The organism is Paenibacillus algicola, assembly GCF_005577435.1.
Lineage (GTDB): Bacteria > Bacillota > Bacilli > Paenibacillales > Paenibacillaceae > Paenibacillus_AQ > Paenibacillus_AQ algicola.
Map to the genome: position 1 here is coordinate 2,961,344 of NZ_CP040396.1, position 19,401 is coordinate 2,980,744.

Here is a 19,401-nt window from a genome sequence, read left to right on the forward strand (position 1 = left end):
ATCTTACCCCATTTCCTGCCTGCCTTCAACTTTCCGCTAGCTGTGGCTGCAGTCATTCCGGAGAGCACTAACGTTAACATAATCGCTAATTTTGTCTTATCTTCTGCCTCGCTTTTGGCATATACTTAAACTACAGCCCTGAACACTGAAACAAGAGAGACAGGTGATGCATAGATGTCAGTCACAACGAGCTTGCTGTACGAGGCCGAGCGCTTTATCAGGACAAGCTATGCCGAGCTCGGCATAGCTCCTGCAGAGGCAGAAACCCGAATCCGCGCGATCGAGCTGGAAATCCGGCAGAGCGGTACATATACACATACCGAGGAAGAATTAACACATGGTGCCAAGCTGGCCTGGCGTAACAGTAACCGCTGCATTGGCAGGCTGTTCTGGGACAGCCTCCGGGTCAGGGACGCCCGGGCTGCCTCTACGCCGGCCCAGGCGGCAGAGCACTTGGTGGATCATATTTACACCGCCACCAATGGCGGCAAAATTATCCCGACGATTACGATCTTTGCTCCCGAAACGGACGGAGATGAAAGCCTCCGCATCTGGAACCATCAACTGATCCGGTATGCCGGCTACGAGCAAGACGGCAGGATGGCCGGTGACCCGGCCTCCCTGGACTTCACGTCCCAGTGCCGCGCACTGGGGTGGAGAGGACAGGGAAGTGACTACGATGTCCTTCCTCTGGTTATTCAGAAGGGGAATGCCGTCCCGGAATGGTTTCCTCTCCCTCCTGATGCTGTGCTGGAGGTGGAGCTTGACCATCCCGAGGTGCCGGACTTTCAGCGCCTGGGACTGAAATGGTATGCTGTGCCTATCATCTCCGATATGAGCTTAGAGATTGGCGGCATTCGCTATCCGTCAGCACCTTTTAACGGCTGGTACATGGGCACCGAGATCGGGTCAAGAAACCTGGCCGACACATTCCGGTACAATAAGTTGCCCGCCGTCGCCGCCCATCTGGGTCTGGATACGTCCAGAGACAGCTCCCTGTGGATCGACCGGGCGCTGCTGGAGCTCAATACAGCCGTGTTGTACTCGTTCAAGCGTAGCGGTGTCAGCATTGTAGATCATCACACTGCCGCTTCACAGTTCCGGCGCTTCGAGGAACGGGAGCAGGATGCGGGAAGATCCGTGACCGGAGATTGGACCTGGCTGATCCCTCCCATGTCTCCTGCATCCACTCACATCTTCCACGCTGCTTATAAGAATGAGCTGAAATCTCCGATGTTCCGTTATCAGGAAAGGCCTTATTAGAACAAGACAACAAACGCCCTGCTCGGTTTTGGCTTCAAGCCAAGCCCAAGCAGGGCGTTTATGCTATAAGACGCTACGACCATGGTTTAACGGTGCTGCTGTTCTCCTTGAAGCTCTTCATCCTCTTCCTGTTCCCGAAAAGAGGAAATCCGGGCTTCTGCACCGTCAGCCAGCCAGGATTGCTGCTTCTGGCTCCAGTCCTGCAGCTCGGAGATCATCCCCTGAGCCCGGTCTGTCATCACGCCAATCCAGGAAATGCCCTGTTCGCCCAGCTTTTCAGCGGTTTCCTGCACTTTATCTCCAGCAAGGCGCGCGCCGTCGGCAAGGCTCTCTCTAAGCTCCCGGCCAGATTTCGGTGTCAGCAGCAGGGCCGTTACAGACCCGGCAATGCTTCCGATAAGTGCTCCCCACAGCAAACCTTTGCTTTTTTCGTTCATTGTGCATCTCTCCTTTGATCTTTACTCAGCCTGCCCGCCGCCGGTCCGGGGAGACCGTCGATGCCATGCATGCCAGAACGAAACCCCGATGTCCAGCCAGCGAAACAGCTCTCCGAGCTGCTTCTCATTGTCCAGTCGAGCCTGCTCCAAGTGCTGAGCGGCAGACTGGGCAGCCTTCTGGCTGACTCTGGACACACCAATTACCGCTTCTGAAGCGGAATGGACCGCACCTTTCACCTGGACAACCATGGATTCTGCTGCAGCCAGCTGCCGCTCTACGTGCCCCAGCGAACGAGATGCCTGTTCCATAACCTGTGACGTCTGCTCTGATAGCGCTGCGTACTGCTCTTCCATGGTTCTTAGCACAGCTTCCGCTCGAAGCAGCATGTTCCGGATCAGAAACCCTATGGTAATCGCCGCTGCGGCAATGATCCAGATCCCTGCTGCCGCGGCCACAATGCCCCACTCCTGCATACCTGCCTCTCCCCTTCCTTCCGGCTGACCGGGCGAATGCCTAGTCGCATGCTGCATTATAAGCAGCCAGGGCCTGGCCTGACACTGTTTGCACGAAAAAAAAGCCCTCCACACGATTCATCGTGTAAAAGGCTCTATGACGCTTCCTGTGGGCGCTACAGCTCCCGCTCTAAATATCCCCTGACTTCAGACGCAAAGGTCTCCAGCAGGCCAGGCAGACTCTCTGTCAATGGGTGCAGCGCAAAGCGGTCCCAGTCGTAATACTCCTGAACCAGCGGCCGGCGCAGCCGGACAAGCTCGATGAAGGCATCATAGACGGGCTTGGACATGACCTTCTCTTCGTGGATGATATCCATAATGTCCTCATAGCTGCTGGCATCGCGCATAATAAAGCCGTCAATCAGATAGCTGCCGACATCGGTAACGACCTCGATCGCCAAATGGAGCGCACGCTCCTGAATAAACCCGCAGGCCACTGTCGGCTTCCAGGCAGCAGCAGCCTCCCTCATACCTTCTGCAATATGAGGTATCGCATTCAGACGACGTTCAATTTGATCCTGGTTTACGTAATACAAGCCATCACCGCCTAAACTTCGAAATCGACAGCGAGGGTATGATCCTTCACTTCGTTAATATATTGAATCACTTCCTGATGAGCGGGGTGCACCTGATACGCCTGAAGCTCCTCCAGGGAATCCACTTCCACGATCAAGGCCAGGTCGTAAGAGCGCTCCGAGCGCACAACGTCTGCCCCTGCCTCCAGCGAGCGGAGCTGGGGAATTTGTCCGTCCATATTTTTGAGCACCTGGACTGTGCGCTCAATGTTCTCAGCAGTCGGTTCTTTCAGCTTGAAAAATACGATGTGTTTAATCAAAAGTCATTCCTCCGTCACAGGATGATAGGTACTCTTTCTGTTCTATCATACCCTGCCCGGCTCAAAAAAGAAATGAACGGCTTGTGCCGTTTAGACACGTTTTACAGATGTAAACCGTACACTGCACCGCCTTTTTAAAGAGCATACAGTATAACTTCACAGCAAGCTGGAAACAAATGATAGAAACAGCCTATTGAAAGTTGGTTGTCGAATAATGTAGTATTGTGGTAAAAAAAGTCGGAGGAATTATGCCTACACAACCACAGCAAGAAAAACACTCCATCGAGGCGTGGTCCCTGATCAACCGTAAATACCTGGGTAAAGGCGTGCGCGTAAAGCGATTCCGCAGACCTACCCGGTGTCAGATCCGTAACCGTGTCCTGCTTGCCATCCTGATGGCCAATGATATCAAGCTCTCCCAGCTGGCAGAGGAGCTCGGCGTTTCTTCACGCAGCGTCAGTGCCTGGGTCTATGAGGGGCGTGTGCCCGGCAAAACCAATCTGGAGAAGGCTTGCAGCTATCTCGGTTATCCCCGTCATATTTTGTTTCGCGAAGAATTACTGGAAAAGTCACCCTTGATCTGTCAGCCGGAGCCTTCGCGCTTCATGAAACGGACGTTGACCCGTTCACCCGTCAGCAATCGGATTTTGACTGGCCTGTGCATGGTGCATGACCTCTCGGTCAGTGATGTCAGCCGCTGGATCGGCGTACATCCCGGCACATTCCGTAAATGGCTGCATCAGGGAACCCTGCCTTCTCCAGCGTTTCAAGAGAAAGCAGAAGCCTTTTTTCGCATCCCGCGCTCGGTACTGTTTGCCGACTGCGCACTTCAAGGAGATCTTCGAACCAAAGCTCAGCCGTAACGGCAAAAATAGGGACCCTTCTTTAAGATCCTGGATCTTTAGAATGGTCCCTGTTCTTGCAGGGAATACCATCTCCATAGCCTTGGATAAACGGAGGGATAAGATGGATAAGGATATCGGCACGGCGCTGGGACTATTGGGAGGCACGACGCTTGGAAGCGGGATCGGCTTTCTAATGGGCTGGCATTCCTATGATCTGATATGGAGTGTAATTTTGGGAGGCTTGCTTGGCATGCTGAGCGGCCTGGTGACGGCAATACGCTGGCGTGCTGGCAGCAAGACCTCTCCGTGAACTGCAGAACGCCGCAGGTGAATTTCTCCCTGCGGCTTCTTTTTTGTTACAATGTGTACATAATGCACAAAACAGGAGGTGGAGCAGGATTGAATATGAATCAAAGCCCGGCCGAAGATACATTTGCCAGTGAAAGTATTCTGGTCTGTGTCAGCTACGGGCCGAGCTCAGAGCGTCTGATCCGCCGCGGAGCCAAGCTCGCGCAGGCCTTTCAGGCGCCACTGACGATCTTGACGGTAGGCGTCCAGGATGAAGATACGTATCACGAAGAAAGAGATCGGAACATGGCCTTGTGGACATCGCTCGCACAGCAGCTGCAAGCGGAGTTTCTGATTTCGAAGCGTCCCTCGCGGGATGCCGCAGAGGTGATCATTGAGACGGCGAGAGAAAGAAAGATTACCCAGATTGTCCTGGGTCAGTCTGTCCGTACGAAATGGGAGGAGTTAACCGAGGACTCGATCATGAACGAGATTCTCCGCAGCATTGAGCTGGTGGATATTCATGTTGTCTCGGTCAAGCGACAGGTGGAGCAGCATGAGGATGATTATGAGCCGGGCACAAAGGCATATCTCGTTCGGGATGGCGATAGCTATGTGCTGCAATTTGAGACGAGTGCAGCGGATGCGATTGAAGGAACCTTTTATCAGAGCGTATACACGGACTTCAATAACGGCATTTTCAAGACGATTCGGGGTCAAGAGGTCATCAAATATCACATTTTCGACGGTGCAGTAACAACATAAACTGTGGATTATGCAATCAGGCCGCTAGCCGCGGCCTGACTGCACGCACCGCACCCACTCTAACCCTGAATATTAAGAAAAGAGCTGATCCCCAAGGGATCAGCTCTTATTCATAGGATGCGGTCGAGAGGACTCGAACCTCCACGGGGGTTAGCCCACACGGACCTGAACCGTGCGCGTCTGCCAATTCCGCCACGACCGCAAGCATATATCTTCGAAGCCTCGAAGATGTCTAGTGAATTCTCGGTTGTCTTGTTCTTTCCGAACCAGTTCCGTTTCAATCACCGTAATTAAGAGTATACTCTCGCTTCAGCAAGATTGCAAGCACTTTTTCAAAAAACTTTAAAGACCCTTCACGGCCCTACCCGGTTACGATAGCTGCGCGGCGAAACGCCAGTCATTTTCTTGAAGACCCGGGAGAAATAAAAGGTATCTTTATATCCTAACGCTTCCCCAGTCTCCTTCACCGTCAGCTCAGTATTCAGTAAAATGCTGCGTGCTTCCGAAATCCGGAGGCGGTGCAGAAATTCGTTCAGCGGATAGCCCGTATACTCCTGTACGATTCTTCGAAGCGTGGATACTGAAATATGATGCCTTGACGCCATCTCTGCCGCTTCCTGCCTTACATGGAGAGATTGCGAGATGTCTTGAATAACCTTGAGCGCAAAGCTTTCCCGGGTACTGTCCTCTCCACCGTCGGAATGACAGGCTAAATCGTACAAAAAGCTTTCCAGCATAAGCACTGCGCGGTCCATATTGCTTGGCGCTCCGCTGTCCATCAGCTTGAAGATCAGCTCCATCCGGTGCATTAAAGAATCATCAAATACAGTGGCCTTGACCTTCCCGGGGTCCTGCAGCCACTGCTCCAGCCATTCTGTAATGCGGGAGCCTTCTACCGTAAAGTAATATTCATCCCAATCTCCGCCCTCCCAAGGCCCGTAATTGAATACTGCGCCCGGGTACAGGCAGAACCAGCTTCCCGCTTCAATCGCCTGCTGCTCCCCCTCATCGACCTGATAAAAGCCGGAGCCGCCGGTAATCATGACAAATGCCCAATACGAGAATTGCGCGTTCAGGCGCTGGGGCCTTCTCTTTGGAAGATGTCCGGCGTTCACCAGGGTCAGAGACTTGATCTTCTGCTTGCTCGCATCCAGCTTGGGGTTAAACAGCCGAATAGGATGTGAACTGATCATATAATCCATGGTTATTGTCATCCTGCACATTCTCCCCCTCATACAAACGTGCTAACTTATAGGTGCTTGAATAAATATAACATATTTGATTGCGCCCCTCTATACGGGTGCCCCAAGAGCAAGCATGAAATATGGAAAGGATGTTAGGTTATTATGAGCACCTTGAACATCGGTTTGATCGGAAGCGGATCCATCTCTGAATCGCATTTAAAGGCTTACAGTGCCAACCCGAAGGTCAGGCTTGCCGCCGTATGCGACCTGAATGAACCCAGAGCGCGTGAAAAGGCAGAGAAATATGACATCCCGAACGTGTATAGTCATTATAAGGAACTGCTCGCAAATTCCGAGGTAGATGCCGTCAGTATTTGTACCTGGAACAATTCACATGCAGAGATTAGTATTGCCGCCCTTCAAGCGGGCAAGCATGTGCTGTGTGAGAAGCCGCTGTGCAAGACGGTCGAGGAAGCGCTGCAGGTACAGGAGGCGGTACGAGAATCCGGCAAAACGCTGCAGGTCGGCTATGTTCGCCGCCATGCCTCCAGCATTCATGTCCTGAAGAAGTTTATTGATGAAGACGAGCTTGGAGAAATTTATTTTGCCAAAGCGAGCCTGATTCGCCGCCTCGGCAACCCCGGCGGCTGGTTCGCCGATCAGGAGCGCTCCGGCGGAGGGCCTTTGATTGATATCGGCGTTCACTGTATCGACCTGTGCTGGTATTTGATGGGCAAGCCAAAGGTGAAATCGGTCAGCGGCAACACGTATAACCGCCTTGGCAACCGAGCTCATATTCAGAACCTGGATTTTTACAAAGCCGCTGATTATGACGCCGCCTTAAACAACGTAGAGGATATGGCGAATGCCCTTATCCGTTTTGAGAACGGGGCCTCTTTGCTGGTCGATGTCAGCTTTACCCTGCACGCGCGGGATAACTCTGCGCAGATCAATATTTATGGAGACAAGGGCGGCGCCGAGATTGAGCCGAAGCTCTCTATTGTAACGGAGCGTCACAATACGATTATTAATGTAGAGCCGCAGCTTACACATCCGGGCTTCGAATTTCAAGGAGCATTTGACCAGGAAATTTCCCATTTTGTCGATAGCTGTCTCGGCCTGATTCAAACCAACAGTCCGGTAGAGGACGGCGTGGAAATGATCAAGATCCTGAATGCCGTGTATCAATCGGCTGCCGAGGGCCGTGAAATTCATTTTTAATATGAAGTTTAACCACTTTATAAGATAAGGAGTGTGACTTGGATGCTGCTAAATAATAAAATCGGAGTCATTGTAGACAGCTTTGGAGTCGGGGTGCGCGAGGGACTTGTTAAGGCCCAGCAGGCTGGCGCTGACGGTGTACAGATCTATGCCGTTTCGGGCGAGATGGATCCTGCCAACCTGAGTCCTGCGAAACGCCGCGAGCTGCGCGAATACATTGACGGGCTTGGCCTTGAAATTTCTGCACTCTGCGGCGATCTCGCCGGGCATGGCTTTCAGGATGCTGCAGCCAATCCGGAGAAGATCGAGAAATCGAAGCGGATTCTGGATCTGGCCGTGGAGCTGGGCACAAACGTCGTCACCACACATATTGGCATCGTGCCGGAGGATCAGAACGACCGGATCTATGATGCTATGCAGCGGTCCTGTGATGAGCTTGGCATCTACGCCAAGAGCATGAATGCCTACTTTGCGATTGAGACTGGGCCGGAGCCCGCAGCGCATCTGAAAAGCTTCCTCGATCATCTCACTACGAACGGCGTCTCGGTTAATTTCGATCCGGCCAATATGGTCATGGTTACCGGTGACGATCCTGTGGAAGGTGTGAAGCTGCTGAAGGACTATGTCGTGCATACGCATGTCAAGGACGGCGTGCGGCTGCGTCACATGGACCCCCGCGATGTCTACGGCTTCCTGGGCTACAATGCTATGGACCATGGAAAAATCGCGGATATGGCTGTCTCCGGGGCCTCATTTAAGGAGCTCCCGCTAGGGGAAGGCAAGGTGGACTTCAAGGCTTACTTCGCTGCGCTTGATGAGATTGGCTATAAAGGTTATCTGACCATTGAACGGGAAGTTGGCGACAATCCGGAGATGGATATCCAAAAGGCCGTAGCCTTTATTAAATCCTTCAAGAATTAACCCTTAAATGGCAGAGAGGAGAATACCGCATGAAGCTGGGAGTTAGCTCGTACAGCCTGTTTCAGGCCATGAATGCCGGACATATGAATATTCTGGAGGCGATAGACTGGGTAGCCGAGAATGGCGGAGAGCATATTGAGATCGTACCGGGACTCGGCTTCAGCTTTGAGGAGCAGCCGGAGCTCGAGGAGAAGCTGATCAGCAAGGCGAAGTCTGCAGGTATTGAAATTTCGAACTATGCGATCGGCGCTAATTTCTTGACCGATACGGAAGATCAATATGAAGCAGAAATTGCCCGGGTCATCTCCGAGGTGGATCGCGTTCACCGCCTGGGAGCAAAGCTGATGCGCCATGACGTGGCTTCCCGTCAGGACACATCAATAAGGAATTTTAATCAGGACCTGGAGCGGATCGCTGCAGCCTGTCAACGGATTGCAGACCATGCCAGAGAATACGGTATTACGACCAGCCTGGAGAACCACGGCTATTACGTCCAGGCCAGCGACCGCGTGCAAAGTGTGATCCATGCCGTAAATCGGGACAATTTCAAGACCACGCTGGATGTCGGCAATTTTGTCTGTGTGGATGAAGATCCACTGACTGCCGTGAACAACAATCTGCCCTATGCTTCTATGGTGCATATAAAGGATTTCTACGTCCGTCCTGCTCACCGCAATCCCGGAGAAGGCTGGTTCAAGAGCGCAGGCGGCCGCTATCTCCGCGGTGCCATCGCCGGTCAGGGGGATCTGGATATGGTTGAAATCATTCGCAGCATTAAATCTTCCGGCTACGATGGCTTCTTGTCCATTGAATACGAAGGCATGGAGGAGTGCACCAAAGGCACCCGAATTGCCCTTCACAACGTCAAGCGGATTTGGAGCGAGGTCTAGTGTACTGGAAACAGCCGTTCAGGGGATATCCCTTGAACGGCTGTTGTTGTTAGATCTCAAGCCTTTACTTCCAAGCAGCCGGGTGGTCTTCCTTCACCATGCCTATCTCCACGGCTCTCGCGTTCGACTTCACCTGCTCAATGCTCTTACATCCCGGTATTACGCAGCTGACTGCGGAGTGCTGCAAACACCATGCCAGAGCCCATTCTGCCATCCCCACGCCATCCGGCACTTCAGAGCGCTGGATCTGCTCCACGAGACGCAGCTTCTTATCCATCTCTTCCCGTTCATGATTCTTGCGCACATTGTCTGTAAAGACCGCTCCCGGCTTGTATTTGCCGCTTAAATATCCGCTCGCCAGCGGAACCCTTGCCAGTACACCCAGGTCTTGCCGCTGACAGGATGGGAACACTTCCTGCTCCGGCGCTTGATCAATGCGATTATAAATCACTTGAATCGCTTTTGCGTTCACATCGGTAGCCTTATCCGTCTGGTACACATTTTGGTTGCTGCCGATCGAAATGCCCAAATTGCGAATGCTCCCGGCTTGAACCTGCTTATCCAGCATCGTCCACAGGTCATCATGATTAAATACCTCATCCGAACCGGAATGGAATTGGTACAAATCAATGTAGTCCGTGTTCAACGCTCGCAAGGATTCCTCAAGCTGGGTACGGATCTCATCCACACTCCATGCGTTTTCCCAGTGGTCATGCCACCGATGACCGAATTTGGAAGCAATAACCCAATCCTCCCGGCGGTCTCGCTTCAAAAAATCACCGATGAACCGTTCTGACATATGATGCGGACCGTAGCACTCCGCCGTGTCAATCAGATTGATTCCCAGGTCCTTTGCACAGCCCAGAATGCCATCCACATCCTTTTGGCTGAAATCTTTTCCCCAATCGCCGCCAAACTGCCAGGTGCCTACGCCCACGACGGATACTTTAAGCTCTGTACGCCCTAATCTTCTGTATTTCATCCTGAGCCTCTCACTCCTTATGAGGATAGTTTGCCATACTGTTAACGCTTTCTATCCTATCAAATCTATGAGCAGCGCTGCAAACGTTCCCAGAGTGAGAAGCCGTCCCTGTCCTTAATCAAAATCTCTGATCGGCTTCAACCCGGCGAAGCTTAATATTCCAAGAACCGACAGCAGCAGTCCGATGATCAGCAGCGTTGGAGCCGGGCCGTAAAGATCGGCTGCAAAGGCAGACAGGGCCAGCCCCGCTGGCGGCAGGACACTGGTCAGGGAGCCCAGAATGCCAAAGGCACGACCGAGCATATCCGGCTGAACCCGCAGGCGAAGCAGGATTTGCACCAGCAGCGTTGCAAAGGCAAACATGAACCCCGCCGCAAAGATGAGGAGCACGGAAATGACCAGACTGCGGCTAAAGGTCATCAGCACGAACACGGGACCCAGTGAGAAAATGCCCGCAAAGATCAGCCAGCCGCGCCGGCGAAGCCGTTGATCCAGCGTCAGAATGAGAAAAGATCCCGTCAGGTAGCCTACCGGAAAGGCGGCTTCAATCAGGCCAAAGCCCGCTGGATTCACCTTCCACACTTTAACGGCTACAACCTGAATGAGCATGAGACAGGAGGTAAAGAACAGCATCAGGGACGGAGACAAAATCATGACAGCCCGCGCGGCAGCATCGTTTTTCATGAATTGAAGACCGCTCCACATCTCGCTGAGCAGCTTTTTGCGCGGTGGATGGCTCTTACAGTTCAAGGACTCCTGTACCGGGTCTGGCGGAGCAGCAAGCTCCTCTCCCTCTCCCGCCCTTATGCCCTGACGCTCCCTTGCTGCGATATAGGCTCCTGCCTGTGAGATCAGGATGGCTGACAAAATGAAGGTAAAGCTGTCCACCCAGATCGCAGCCACGCCTCCGAACCACGTAATGACAACACCACCCAGTGCCAGGCCGCTGACACGCGCAATGTTCTCCATAATGTTGACCAGGCTCGTAGAGCGCTGGATCTGGTCCTGCCCGGCAAACCGAACGAGAGAGGTCTGCATCGAGGGAGAATGAAAAAGCCCGGATACCGCTGTCATTCCAACAAGAATCAATACCGCAAAGGTAAGCTGCGGCGCCAGCCCGATCACCAGGGCAATGCCTGCCGTGCACAAGGCTCGCAGCAGATCTGCTGCTGTCATCAGCCGAATCCGGTTACTCCGGTCCGACACGGTTCCTGCTACCGCCCCGAATAAAAGCGAGCTTAGCATGTAGATGCCCATCACCAATGACATCATCCTGGCACTGCCTGTCGTTTCCAGAATCCACAGACTCAGCGCAATCGACTGAAATCCATTGCCAAACACACTCAGAGAATAGCCGGACAGAAGCAGCAAAAAGGGCCGGTTATGCCATAGTGAGGCACTGCTTGCAGACGACCGCACGGCGCTTTCTGCTCCCGGCTGTTTCCACTCAGCTTGCATATGAGTTCCCCCTTTCCGACTTAATCGTTTAAGCTTAAGCGCTAAAGCAAGCCGAAGCGCGTCGGCTTCGGCTCCTTCCTTTAAGTCAAAGAAATCGTTATATATTGCTTGAAGGGCTGCTTTTCCGCGTGTCCGTCCGTGACCGTCTCCTCCGCCATACTCCCGCTCTGGATGTAATGCTTGATCAGTTCCAGAGCAGCCGCAAGATGAGGCTGACCCGTCTCCATCTGCAGGGTCCTCACTTCAGGCGGAAGCAGCTGTGGATAGCCGCTTGTGCACATAACCGTTAGCTCCAATTGCAGCTCCCGGCTCAAGCCCAGCAGAGGCAGTGCCGCAAATTCGTTGATTACGACGCCTTGATGACCTTGAAACCGCTCCAGAAAGCGTGGCAGCTCCTTCTCATTCTCGGTATCCAGCACAAAAATATGATCTCGCTGAAAGCCAGAAGCAGAAATCATCTCCTGGTTCAGCTCTTCATTCACCCGTGTACCCATAATCAGGAAGCCACCTCCTGCTGCCTCTCCGACCTGCTCTCTCCACCGCTGAAAGGCAGCGGGATAATCCAGAACCACCTTGTGGAACAAAGGGTCCTCGATGATGCTGTCAAGCAGAACGACGGGGACACCGCGATGAAAGTGAACCGAGATGTCTGGAAAGACCTCTTTTTTCACATCGACCAGCAGCACGCCGTCAATCTCACGCTGCTGGATAATATCAAGCTTCGGCTGATCGGCGTCTACACCCATCACGAGCAAATGATATCCTTCTGCCTTGCACAGGGCTTCCATCCGCTCGCATAGCGCTCCATAATATAACTGTTTCCACTGGCTGTCATTGTCGCTGCGGCTGTAGAGCAGAGCGAGCATGCCTGATTTACCTTTCACCAGCGACCTGGCTGTAAGGCTGGGAACATAATGAAGCCGCGAAGCAATTTCCTGCACCCGCTGCCTCGTTTCTTCTGATATACTTTGCCCCGGGGCTTTATTGAGGATATAACTAACTGTAGCAACCGACACCCCGGCTTCCCGGGCAATATCCTTCATTGTAAATTTTCTCATTGGTAAGCATGCACCTCTACGGACGCCATCCTTTCACGCTGCATTCCAGCCTCATATCATGGTCCCATGTAATACGGCGGAAGGGCAGCTCTTCTCCTGCAGGTCCTGCTTCATGATACCCCAGATCGGTGTGAATCCGGAAGCGGACTCCCATACCCTTGGGCAGCTTGAATGTGCCGCCGAATACGCCGGCCGAGATTCGGGGAACCGCCAGCTTCCCGATCCATATCATATCCTTCGCCGGCGTTCCTGGCGGAACCTTAATCGACAGTTCAACCTGCACCCGCTCCCGGGCGTCATGGCTGTATCGTTTATCCCGCTTTGGCAGGCCCGTACGAGCCCATGGAGGCTCACCCTCACTCTCACAAGCCGGCGTACCAAATAGATAAAGCAACGGCAAATGCACCCGCTCAGCCCAATCCTGCTCTGTATGGGCGGCATACGGCCACTCCCGGTACACCAGATCGTGATCCTGCTGAAACCCGAGCTCCACCAGCTCATCAGCGACGGAACGTACATGCCGAACCAGAATGTTATCCTCAATGCCTCCGATATCCATCCATATGTTCACGTTTGGCCGGTGCTCATAGCGAATGTAGAAGCGCGTCTCCTCCAGCGTATTCAGCTCCAGGCGGTAAAAATACGGTGATAGAATGCCCAGCTTGGAAAATACATCCGGATTGCGAAAGCCCAGATGGTAGGTGACCAGCCCTCCCATAGAAGAGCCCATGAGCGCGGTATTGTCTCTGTCCGAAAGCGTGCGATACCTGGCGTCTATAAAAGGCTTCAGCTCCTGAATCAGGAACTGCTCGTAGCGCTCGCCCTCACAGTGAATATCCGAGGCCCCCGGAATCCTTCCGCCCTGCAGCGGAAAGCTGTATTCGTGACTCCGGGCCTCTCCCCGGTTATCGATCCCGACGATCAGAATTTCCTGCAGCCGCCCCTCGGCAATAAGGCGGTCTGTCGTTTCATGCATGTGCCAGGAAGTGCCGGACATCGGATTGGGATCGAACAAGCCCTGTCCGTCATGCATATATAGCACCGGATACCGAAGTTCCTCCTCTTCGCAATAGCTTGGGGGTAGATACACGCGGATGCTCCGCGAATGTCCCAGGACAGACGATTCAAAGTCAGGAATAATCTCCAGCCGATGATCCAAAAATGCTGCTTTGCTCATGCTCCCACTCCTCTACTTGAAAATGAAGGCGCCTGGGCTCACACGTATTGAATTCCCGGTAGCTGTCCGCCTTTTCATGAACGCCAAAGCCTTTCGAAATTTTCACCTGAAAATAAAGGTCCCGCGGCAGCAAATAGCGGCCATAATAAAGCCCCTCTCCAGCTCGCGGAATTTCAAAACCGCAGTGAATGGAATCATCCCTTATAGTAGAATGCGGCACGGTCACGGTCACTTCCACTTCGACGAGCTCGGTGTGCCCAGCAGCAATCTCAACCGAAAAGGACTCCGCAATGCCGCCATAGTGGATCCGTACCTGCGCTGCTCCCTGCTGAAGCGGGATGACCGCCCCGTCGCTCTTTACCTCCAGCATCTCCGGCGGCTCGGCCTGGTATCGCGCATGCAGCAGCGTCATCTGAAATCCACTGGTATACTGTGCCTTCGGATGAAGATGAAAGCCTTTCTCCTCAAGGACAATCTCCTTCCGTCCCGGAAGCTCCAGCGAAACCGGCTGTCCCAGGTCACCAAAGAAATAGAGCAGCGGGCAAGCTGCACGCTGCCGCCATGCACTCTGGGTGTGTGCCGCCGCCTCATCCACCAGAAACATCAGATCCTTCCCGGGCTGAAATCCAAGCTCAATCAGCTCATCAGCGAACTGACGAACCTGACTCACCATGAACGTTCCCTCCACTCCCCCGATATCCAGCCAGACCGACACCGGCGGCTTCTCCTCATATCGGCGATACATATTCATTTGGCTGACAGGGGGCTTCCCGCCAGCCTCTCCCTGTTCATTTACGAGGGTGTGCACGAGAAACGGAGACATCAGTCCGATCTTTCCGAATGAATCCGGCCGGTGAAAGCCAATGTGATAAGAGACGAGCGCTCCTGCGGAAGACCCCAGCAGGGCGGTATGCTCCGGTCCCGTGCGTGTGCGGAAATCCCGGTCGATCCGCGGCATGACTTCAGAGATCAGAAACTCCTCATAGGCCTCTCCCTTGCACTCAGCATGGAAGATGTCCTTGACGCCCGGGTTATCATGAAAATACTCCGACACACGCTGATGGGTCACTGAGGATACCGCAACGATGATGATCTCCTCCATGACTCCTTGAGAGATCAACTCCTCCGCCGTGAGGTGTAGATCCCAGGAATCTCCACGCTCATCCCCGGCAAACATATGCTGTCCGTCATGGACATACAAGACAGGGTAATGGCGGTCGTCCTCCTTCTCATAAGAAGGAGGCAGATATACAAAAATATCCCGGCTGTTATGAAGGCTTGATGAGTACATGTCTTTCAACGTGATGATGGGCATAAGACACACTCCACTCTCATTATACTGGGGTCCAAGTCGACTTAAACGTTTAAGTCATCATTTATTTGCAGTTTAGCCGCCCGTATAGCTTCTGTCAAGGATAGGTTTGGCTTCCATATAAAAAGACAGCCCTCTCTTTGAAAGGACTGTCTTGCCATGTATTTATCGAAAACAGCTGTGATCTTATCCACGAAACGACTGGAACCAGTCAACCCCGTACATGGATGCCAGCGTAAATACAAGACTCCACAGCGCCAGGCTTATCGTCATCCATATTAATGCCAGGTGCTTCTTGGCCCCGAACACAATCGCGATGAATATCGCAATATGCGAGCCGATCAGCAGCGGACCCAGCAAGGACAAGCCCGGCAGGCCGTACTTGTTCCAGAGTGCAATCGCTCGATCACTTTTCTTGTTTGGCTTACCCAGAGCCTCTTTCTTTGCCGCTCTCCACTGCCGGATTTTGTCGAAGAACACCACCAACCCATACACCGTGGCCAAATTCCCAAGAAAAGCCATCGTCCCGGTCAACACCGGATTCAAGCCGGCTAAAATGCCGAGCGGGATTACTGCAGCAATCTCGATCCAGGGTACCGCCCCCATAAGAAACACAAGTATGTATTGCCAAGCCTCACCAAAAAAATCCAAGCTTCGTTCCCCCCTTCATGCTGTCTCTATTGTAACCGGAGCCCGCCGTTAATTCCAAGGCAGAATCTAAATAACCGCCGCCCCTTAAAGGGGACAGGCGGTTATTTATACTCCAGCGTGTTTTTCAGATTAGAAGCTTGCAGCTGCCTTCTTCGCACGCGCTACGCCATCAGCAACCAGGGCTTCTGCCTGATCCCGCATTTGGTTGTGGCCTTCGACGACGATAAACTCAAAGTTATGAACTCCGAAAAAGGACAGCATGTTCCGCATATAATTCAAAGACATTTCACTGGCCGCAGCCGGACCCTCGGAGTACATACCACCACGGGCATTGATCAATGCCACCTTCTTGTCCGGGATCAGGCCGACCGGCCCAGTCTCGGTATAGTTGAAGGTCTTGCCCGCTTGTGTAATGTAGTCCATATAAGTGTGCAGTACCGCAGGAATACTCAGGTTCCACAGCGGAAAACCGAAGACCACCTTGTCTGCAGCCAAAAATTGATTAATATATTTATCGGATACAGCGACGGCTGCCTGCTCACCCGGTGTCAGCTCCATGCCATGGACTGCTTTATAGTTTCCGTTGATCATGTCGGAATTCAAATATGGCAGCTCTTCCTGAAACAGGTCCAGCTCGATGATCTCATCCTCGCTATGGGTCGCTTTGTAGCTCTCCAGAAATGCTTCGTACAGCTTCACACTCACCGCTGCATCTCCGCGGTCATTGGCTTTAACAAATAATACAGTACTCATGGAATTCCCTCCGCCTTCTCTATTCGTATTAACTTTTAGTAAGCAACTTTAAACTTTATTCTAATCAGGAATGGCTGTCCATGCATCGGCTAAAAGGCTGATTTATGGCTTGCGTCTATCCCCAAAGGTCTTAGGACTATACTTAGGTCTATGTAGCGAGAAACGGGGCCTGCTTCATCCTGACTCAAGCTGCGCTCTTCCTCCCTGACGTGTCCCTTCACGTAGCTGGCGCGGAGCGACAACCGCAAATCATCCTCTATAAACAGCGATAACTGCTGCAACCCGAAGGCTTCTCCAATGCACTGGACAGCCTTAGCCGGCAATCTCTGCATATCCTGCAGGTCCGTTCAGCTGCTGAATGACATGGTTCAGCTTCGCATACAGCCTCCAGCAGCTTGTAGAGCACATGATCCAGTATCGGCTTCATCTCGTTCATGCTGTCCACCAGGAAGCAATGTCAGACAGCGAAAAAAAAACGGCAGGGACCTTCAGGCCCTGCCGGCAGATTAAAATCGAACTGCATTATTTACTCATAACAAACTGAGCAATGTTCTTGCTGTGGTCGCCAATCCGCTCCAGGTTGGTCAGGAGATCCAGATAAATCGTGCCGGTTCCGCCGGAGCACAGGTTCTGATTCAGGCGCTTGATATGATTCTGGCGGTATTCAGCCTCCAGCTCATCCAGCCGGCCTTCCAGGACCAGTACCTCATTCGCCGCATCTACATCATGATGCTCCAGCGCCGTCAACGCCTGGGATACTGCCTGATCCGCTACCTCCATCATGGTTCGAAGCTCGTTCTCTGCATCCGCAGATAGATCCAGCTTGTTGCTGAACCGGAACTCCGCAAGCTCTACTACATTCTCGGCATGATCGCCAATCCGCTCCAGATCACTTACGGTCTGGAACCATCCCGTAGCGCTCTCGGATTCACCTGGCGACAAGCCAATCTGATGGATTTTCATAATATAGTCCGTAATCTTGCGGTTCAGCTCATTGACCAGTTCCTCCTTCTGGAAGGAAGCCTCCGCCAATTTATTGTCCTTGCTAAAGAAGAACCCGGTCGCATCCTTGAAAGACTCATGTGCATAACGTCCCATGCGCACAATTTCGTGCTGAGCTTGTCCGAGTGCCATTGCCGGGGTTGCCAGCAACCGGTCGTCCAGATAGATCGCCTTGAATTGAATTTCCTCCATCTTGCCCGGAATGCTCTTCGTCACGAGCCACGCCAGCACAGGAATCAACGGCAGGAAGATCAGTGTATTCGTAAAGTTAAACAAGCCATGCGCGTACGCAATCTGCATCCGGATGTTCACATCCTCGCCCAACCACAGGACGAGCTTCTCCACCGGAACCAGCAGCAGCGTAAAGATAATCGTACCCATCACGTTAAAAATGACGTGCACAAGCGCTGTCCGTTTGGCAGCCACCGAAGCGCCGATCGAAGCCAGCACCGCCGTAATCGTCGTTCCAATGTTATCCCCGAACAGAATTGGCAGCGCACCGCGCAGGCTGACCATACCCTCGTCTGCAATGGTCTGCAAAATCCCGATGGTCGCACTGGAGCTCTGGACAATCATCGTGAACACGGTGCCTACCAGAACGCCCAGGATCGGCTGATCGGCCAGATCGACCATAAAGCCCGTAAAGGCCTCCAGCTCACGCAGGGGCTTCAGTCCGCCGCCCATCGTCGAAAGACCCAGAAACAGTGTACCGAAGCCGAAAATAACCTGTCCGATATACTGATAGCTTTTTTTGCTGATGAAGAACAGGAAGAAAGCACCCACCGCGATAATCGGGAGAGCGTACTCTTCAATCTTGACCCCGACGATGAAGGCAGTCAGCGTGGTACCGATATTGGCACCCATGACGACCCCGATGGCTTGTCTCATCGTCATCAAGCCCGCATTCACGAGGCCGATCGCCATAACGGTCGTACCGGTTGACGTCTGGATCAGGATCGTGACGAAAATACCGACCAGCACGCCGAGAATCGGATTAGAGGTGTACCGCTCCAGAATGCCGCGCATTTTGTCGCCTGCCGACTTTTGGAGTCCATCCGACATATATTTAATGCCGAAGAGGAAAATACCCAGCCCTCCAACAAATTTAAACAAAATCTCCTGCCAATCCAAAATAGATCCCCCTCTAGTTGTGTGGTTACATACCATACTTAATTTAGCACATTGTAAAGGGAATATAAATTATTAATTATATTTTTGTAAAGTCAGGATGTACTTTTCGTTCTAAAGGCTTGTAAAAAGACATCCTGCCTTACTATGGATCAAGATTTGGAATCATATACACGCCAATCAGGAATGTAGGGCAGGGCTTGATTCTTTAAGAAACGACAGCGCTTCTTCATAGCTGTTCCAATGCGACTCCGTGCTGTGCTGTGACTGCCTGGCCGAGCGGTTCAGCTGCATCTTGGTGATGACCCCGTCCACGATGACTGCAGCCCGCTGCATGCCGAATTTCAGCAGCTCCTTCTGGTGCTCCACCAGCTTCACCTGAGACTCCGGCATGAATGCCTTCACCTTTCGCATATCGACTAGTACGTCAAAGGTCCCACCCAGCTGCAGCGCAAATCGTTCAATCTGAGATGTAATATGATCAAAATCCTCGGGCTGTGCTTGTTGTTCCCACACAATCTCGATAATTCTGTGGTTCTGGTCCAAAATTTTTGTAGATGACATCTGCATCGCTCCCGTTCTGATTTGTATGATGTATGTATAATGTTTGTCAATTGTTATTATACGCTATCCAGATTGCATTCGACAAGTTTCGGTATAAAAAAGAAGCAGCGCGATGCGCTGCTCTTCTATTATCCCGTCATTGACGTATAGTACC

Annotated in this window: 21 protein-coding genes and 1 tRNA gene; 7 read left to right on the forward strand and 15 right to left on the reverse strand. The window is 52.6% G+C overall.

Annotated elements, in window-relative coordinates:
- Positions 1-174: 174 nt before the first annotated feature.
- Positions 175-1,263, forward strand: coding sequence for a nitric oxide synthase oxygenase (locus E6C60_RS13840; RefSeq protein ID WP_138226373.1), 1,089 nt, complete (start codon positions 175-177; stop codon positions 1,261-1,263).
- Between the two features lie 86 nt (positions 1,264-1,349).
- Here E6C60_RS13840 and E6C60_RS13845 read toward each other — a convergent pair whose 3' ends face one another.
- The 4 genes from E6C60_RS13845 to E6C60_RS13860 all read right to left on the reverse strand — a co-directional run bounded on the left by E6C60_RS13845 (position 1,350) and on the right by E6C60_RS13860 (position 3,048).
- On the reverse strand, positions 1,350-1,700 hold the full coding sequence (locus tag E6C60_RS13845) for a YtxH domain-containing protein (protein WP_138226374.1): 351 nt from the start codon (positions 1,698-1,700) through the stop codon (positions 1,350-1,352).
- Between the two features lie 21 nt (positions 1,701-1,721).
- Positions 1,722-2,174 carry a DUF948 domain-containing protein gene (locus E6C60_RS13850; RefSeq protein WP_138226375.1) on the reverse strand — a complete coding sequence of 151 codons (453 nt, stop codon included), beginning with the start codon at positions 2,172-2,174 and terminating at the stop codon, positions 1,722-1,724.
- Positions 2,175-2,329: 155 nt separating this feature from the next.
- Positions 2,330-2,749, reverse strand: coding sequence for a DUF86 domain-containing protein (locus E6C60_RS13855; protein WP_138226376.1), 420 nt, complete (start codon positions 2,747-2,749; stop codon positions 2,330-2,332).
- Positions 2,750-2,760: 11 nt separating this feature from the next.
- The gene (locus E6C60_RS13860) at positions 2,761-3,048 is read right to left on the reverse strand and encodes a Dabb family protein (protein ID WP_138226377.1); all 288 of its coding nucleotides are present in this window, start codon (positions 3,046-3,048) and stop codon (positions 2,761-2,763) included.
- A 248-nt stretch (positions 3,049-3,296) separates the two neighbouring features.
- Here E6C60_RS13860 and E6C60_RS13865 point away from each other — a divergent pair, with 248 nt between their 5' ends.
- The 3 genes from E6C60_RS13865 to E6C60_RS13875 all read left to right on the forward strand — a co-directional run bounded on the left by E6C60_RS13865 (position 3,297) and on the right by E6C60_RS13875 (position 4,946).
- Positions 3,297-3,911 carry a helix-turn-helix domain-containing protein gene (locus tag E6C60_RS13865; RefSeq protein ID WP_138226378.1) on the forward strand — a complete coding sequence of 205 codons (615 nt, stop codon included), beginning with the start codon at positions 3,297-3,299 and terminating at the stop codon, positions 3,909-3,911.
- 103 nt (positions 3,912-4,014) lie between these two features.
- Positions 4,015-4,203 carry a hypothetical protein gene (locus tag E6C60_RS13870; protein ID WP_138226379.1) on the forward strand — a complete coding sequence of 63 codons (189 nt, stop codon included), beginning with the start codon at positions 4,015-4,017 and terminating at the stop codon, positions 4,201-4,203.
- Positions 4,204-4,298: 95 nt separating this feature from the next.
- Positions 4,299-4,946: a universal stress protein gene (locus E6C60_RS13875; RefSeq protein WP_233281246.1), complete on the forward strand. Its 648-nt coding sequence runs from the start codon at positions 4,299-4,301 to the stop codon at positions 4,944-4,946.
- 118 nt (positions 4,947-5,064) lie between these two features.
- Here E6C60_RS13875 and E6C60_RS13880 read toward each other — a convergent pair.
- Together E6C60_RS13880 and E6C60_RS13885 are read right to left on the reverse strand one after the other, a co-directional pair.
- A tRNA-Leu gene (locus E6C60_RS13880) sits at positions 5,065-5,148 on the reverse strand.
- A gap of 151 nt (positions 5,149-5,299) precedes the next feature.
- Complete coding sequence (locus E6C60_RS13885) at positions 5,300-6,160, reverse strand: AraC family transcriptional regulator (RefSeq protein WP_138226381.1); 861 nt, start codon at positions 6,158-6,160, stop codon at positions 5,300-5,302.
- Positions 6,161-6,292: 132 nt separating this feature from the next.
- On the opposite strand from E6C60_RS13885, the gene E6C60_RS13890 reads away from it, so the two are divergent.
- The 3 genes from E6C60_RS13890 to E6C60_RS13900 are packed head-to-tail and all read left to right on the forward strand — an operon-like array spanning position 6,293 to position 9,162.
- Positions 6,293-7,351 (forward strand): Gfo/Idh/MocA family protein, encoded by a 1,059-nt coding sequence (locus tag E6C60_RS13890; RefSeq protein WP_138226382.1) that lies wholly within the window; start codon positions 6,293-6,295, stop codon positions 7,349-7,351.
- A gap of 42 nt (positions 7,352-7,393) precedes the next feature.
- Positions 7,394-8,272 carry a sugar phosphate isomerase/epimerase family protein gene (locus E6C60_RS13895; protein ID WP_138226383.1) on the forward strand — a complete coding sequence of 293 codons (879 nt, stop codon included), beginning with the start codon at positions 7,394-7,396 and terminating at the stop codon, positions 8,270-8,272.
- A gap of 29 nt (positions 8,273-8,301) precedes the next feature.
- Positions 8,302-9,162, forward strand: coding sequence for a sugar phosphate isomerase/epimerase family protein (locus E6C60_RS13900; RefSeq protein WP_138226384.1), 861 nt, complete (start codon positions 8,302-8,304; stop codon positions 9,160-9,162).
- A gap of 64 nt (positions 9,163-9,226) precedes the next feature.
- Here E6C60_RS13900 and E6C60_RS13905 read toward each other — a convergent pair whose 3' ends face one another.
- The 9 genes from E6C60_RS13905 to E6C60_RS13945 all read right to left on the reverse strand — a co-directional run bounded on the left by E6C60_RS13905 (position 9,227) and on the right by E6C60_RS13945 (position 19,247).
- Positions 9,227-10,144 carry an aldo/keto reductase gene (locus E6C60_RS13905; protein WP_138226385.1) on the reverse strand — a complete coding sequence of 306 codons (918 nt, stop codon included), beginning with the start codon at positions 10,142-10,144 and terminating at the stop codon, positions 9,227-9,229.
- Between the two features lie 114 nt (positions 10,145-10,258).
- Positions 10,259-11,602: an MFS transporter gene (locus tag E6C60_RS13910; RefSeq protein ID WP_138226386.1), complete on the reverse strand. Its 1,344-nt coding sequence runs from the start codon at positions 11,600-11,602 to the stop codon at positions 10,259-10,261.
- Between the two features lie 80 nt (positions 11,603-11,682).
- Entirely contained in the window at positions 11,683-12,660 is a 978-nt protein-coding gene (locus tag E6C60_RS13915) for a LacI family DNA-binding transcriptional regulator (protein ID WP_138226387.1), read from the reverse strand.
- Between the two features lie 16 nt (positions 12,661-12,676).
- Positions 12,677-13,837, reverse strand: a complete 1,161-nt coding sequence (locus E6C60_RS13920) for an alpha/beta hydrolase (RefSeq protein ID WP_138226388.1) — start codon at positions 13,835-13,837, stop codon at positions 12,677-12,679.
- Positions 13,791-15,152: an alpha/beta hydrolase gene (locus E6C60_RS13925; RefSeq protein ID WP_138226389.1), complete on the reverse strand. Its 1,362-nt coding sequence runs from the start codon at positions 15,150-15,152 to the stop codon at positions 13,791-13,793. The genes E6C60_RS13920 and E6C60_RS13925 overlap by 47 nt, the downstream gene beginning before the upstream one ends.
- A 183-nt stretch (positions 15,153-15,335) precedes the next feature.
- The gene (locus tag E6C60_RS13930; protein ID WP_233281011.1) at positions 15,336-15,800 is read right to left on the reverse strand and encodes a small multi-drug export protein; all 465 of its coding nucleotides are present in this window, start codon (positions 15,798-15,800) and stop codon (positions 15,336-15,338) included.
- A gap of 129 nt (positions 15,801-15,929) precedes the next feature.
- Positions 15,930-16,553 carry an FMN-dependent NADH-azoreductase gene (locus tag E6C60_RS13935; RefSeq protein ID WP_138226390.1) on the reverse strand — a complete coding sequence of 208 codons (624 nt, stop codon included), beginning with the start codon at positions 16,551-16,553 and terminating at the stop codon, positions 15,930-15,932.
- 522 nt (positions 16,554-17,075) lie between these two features.
- Positions 17,076-18,686 carry a Na/Pi cotransporter family protein gene (locus tag E6C60_RS13940; protein WP_175415306.1) on the reverse strand — a complete coding sequence of 537 codons (1,611 nt, stop codon included), beginning with the start codon at positions 18,684-18,686 and terminating at the stop codon, positions 17,076-17,078.
- A 177-nt stretch (positions 18,687-18,863) separates the two neighbouring features.
- On the reverse strand, positions 18,864-19,247 hold the full coding sequence (locus tag E6C60_RS13945) for a hypothetical protein (RefSeq protein ID WP_138226392.1): 384 nt from the start codon (positions 19,245-19,247) through the stop codon (positions 18,864-18,866).
- Positions 19,248-19,401 lie beyond the last annotated feature (154 nt).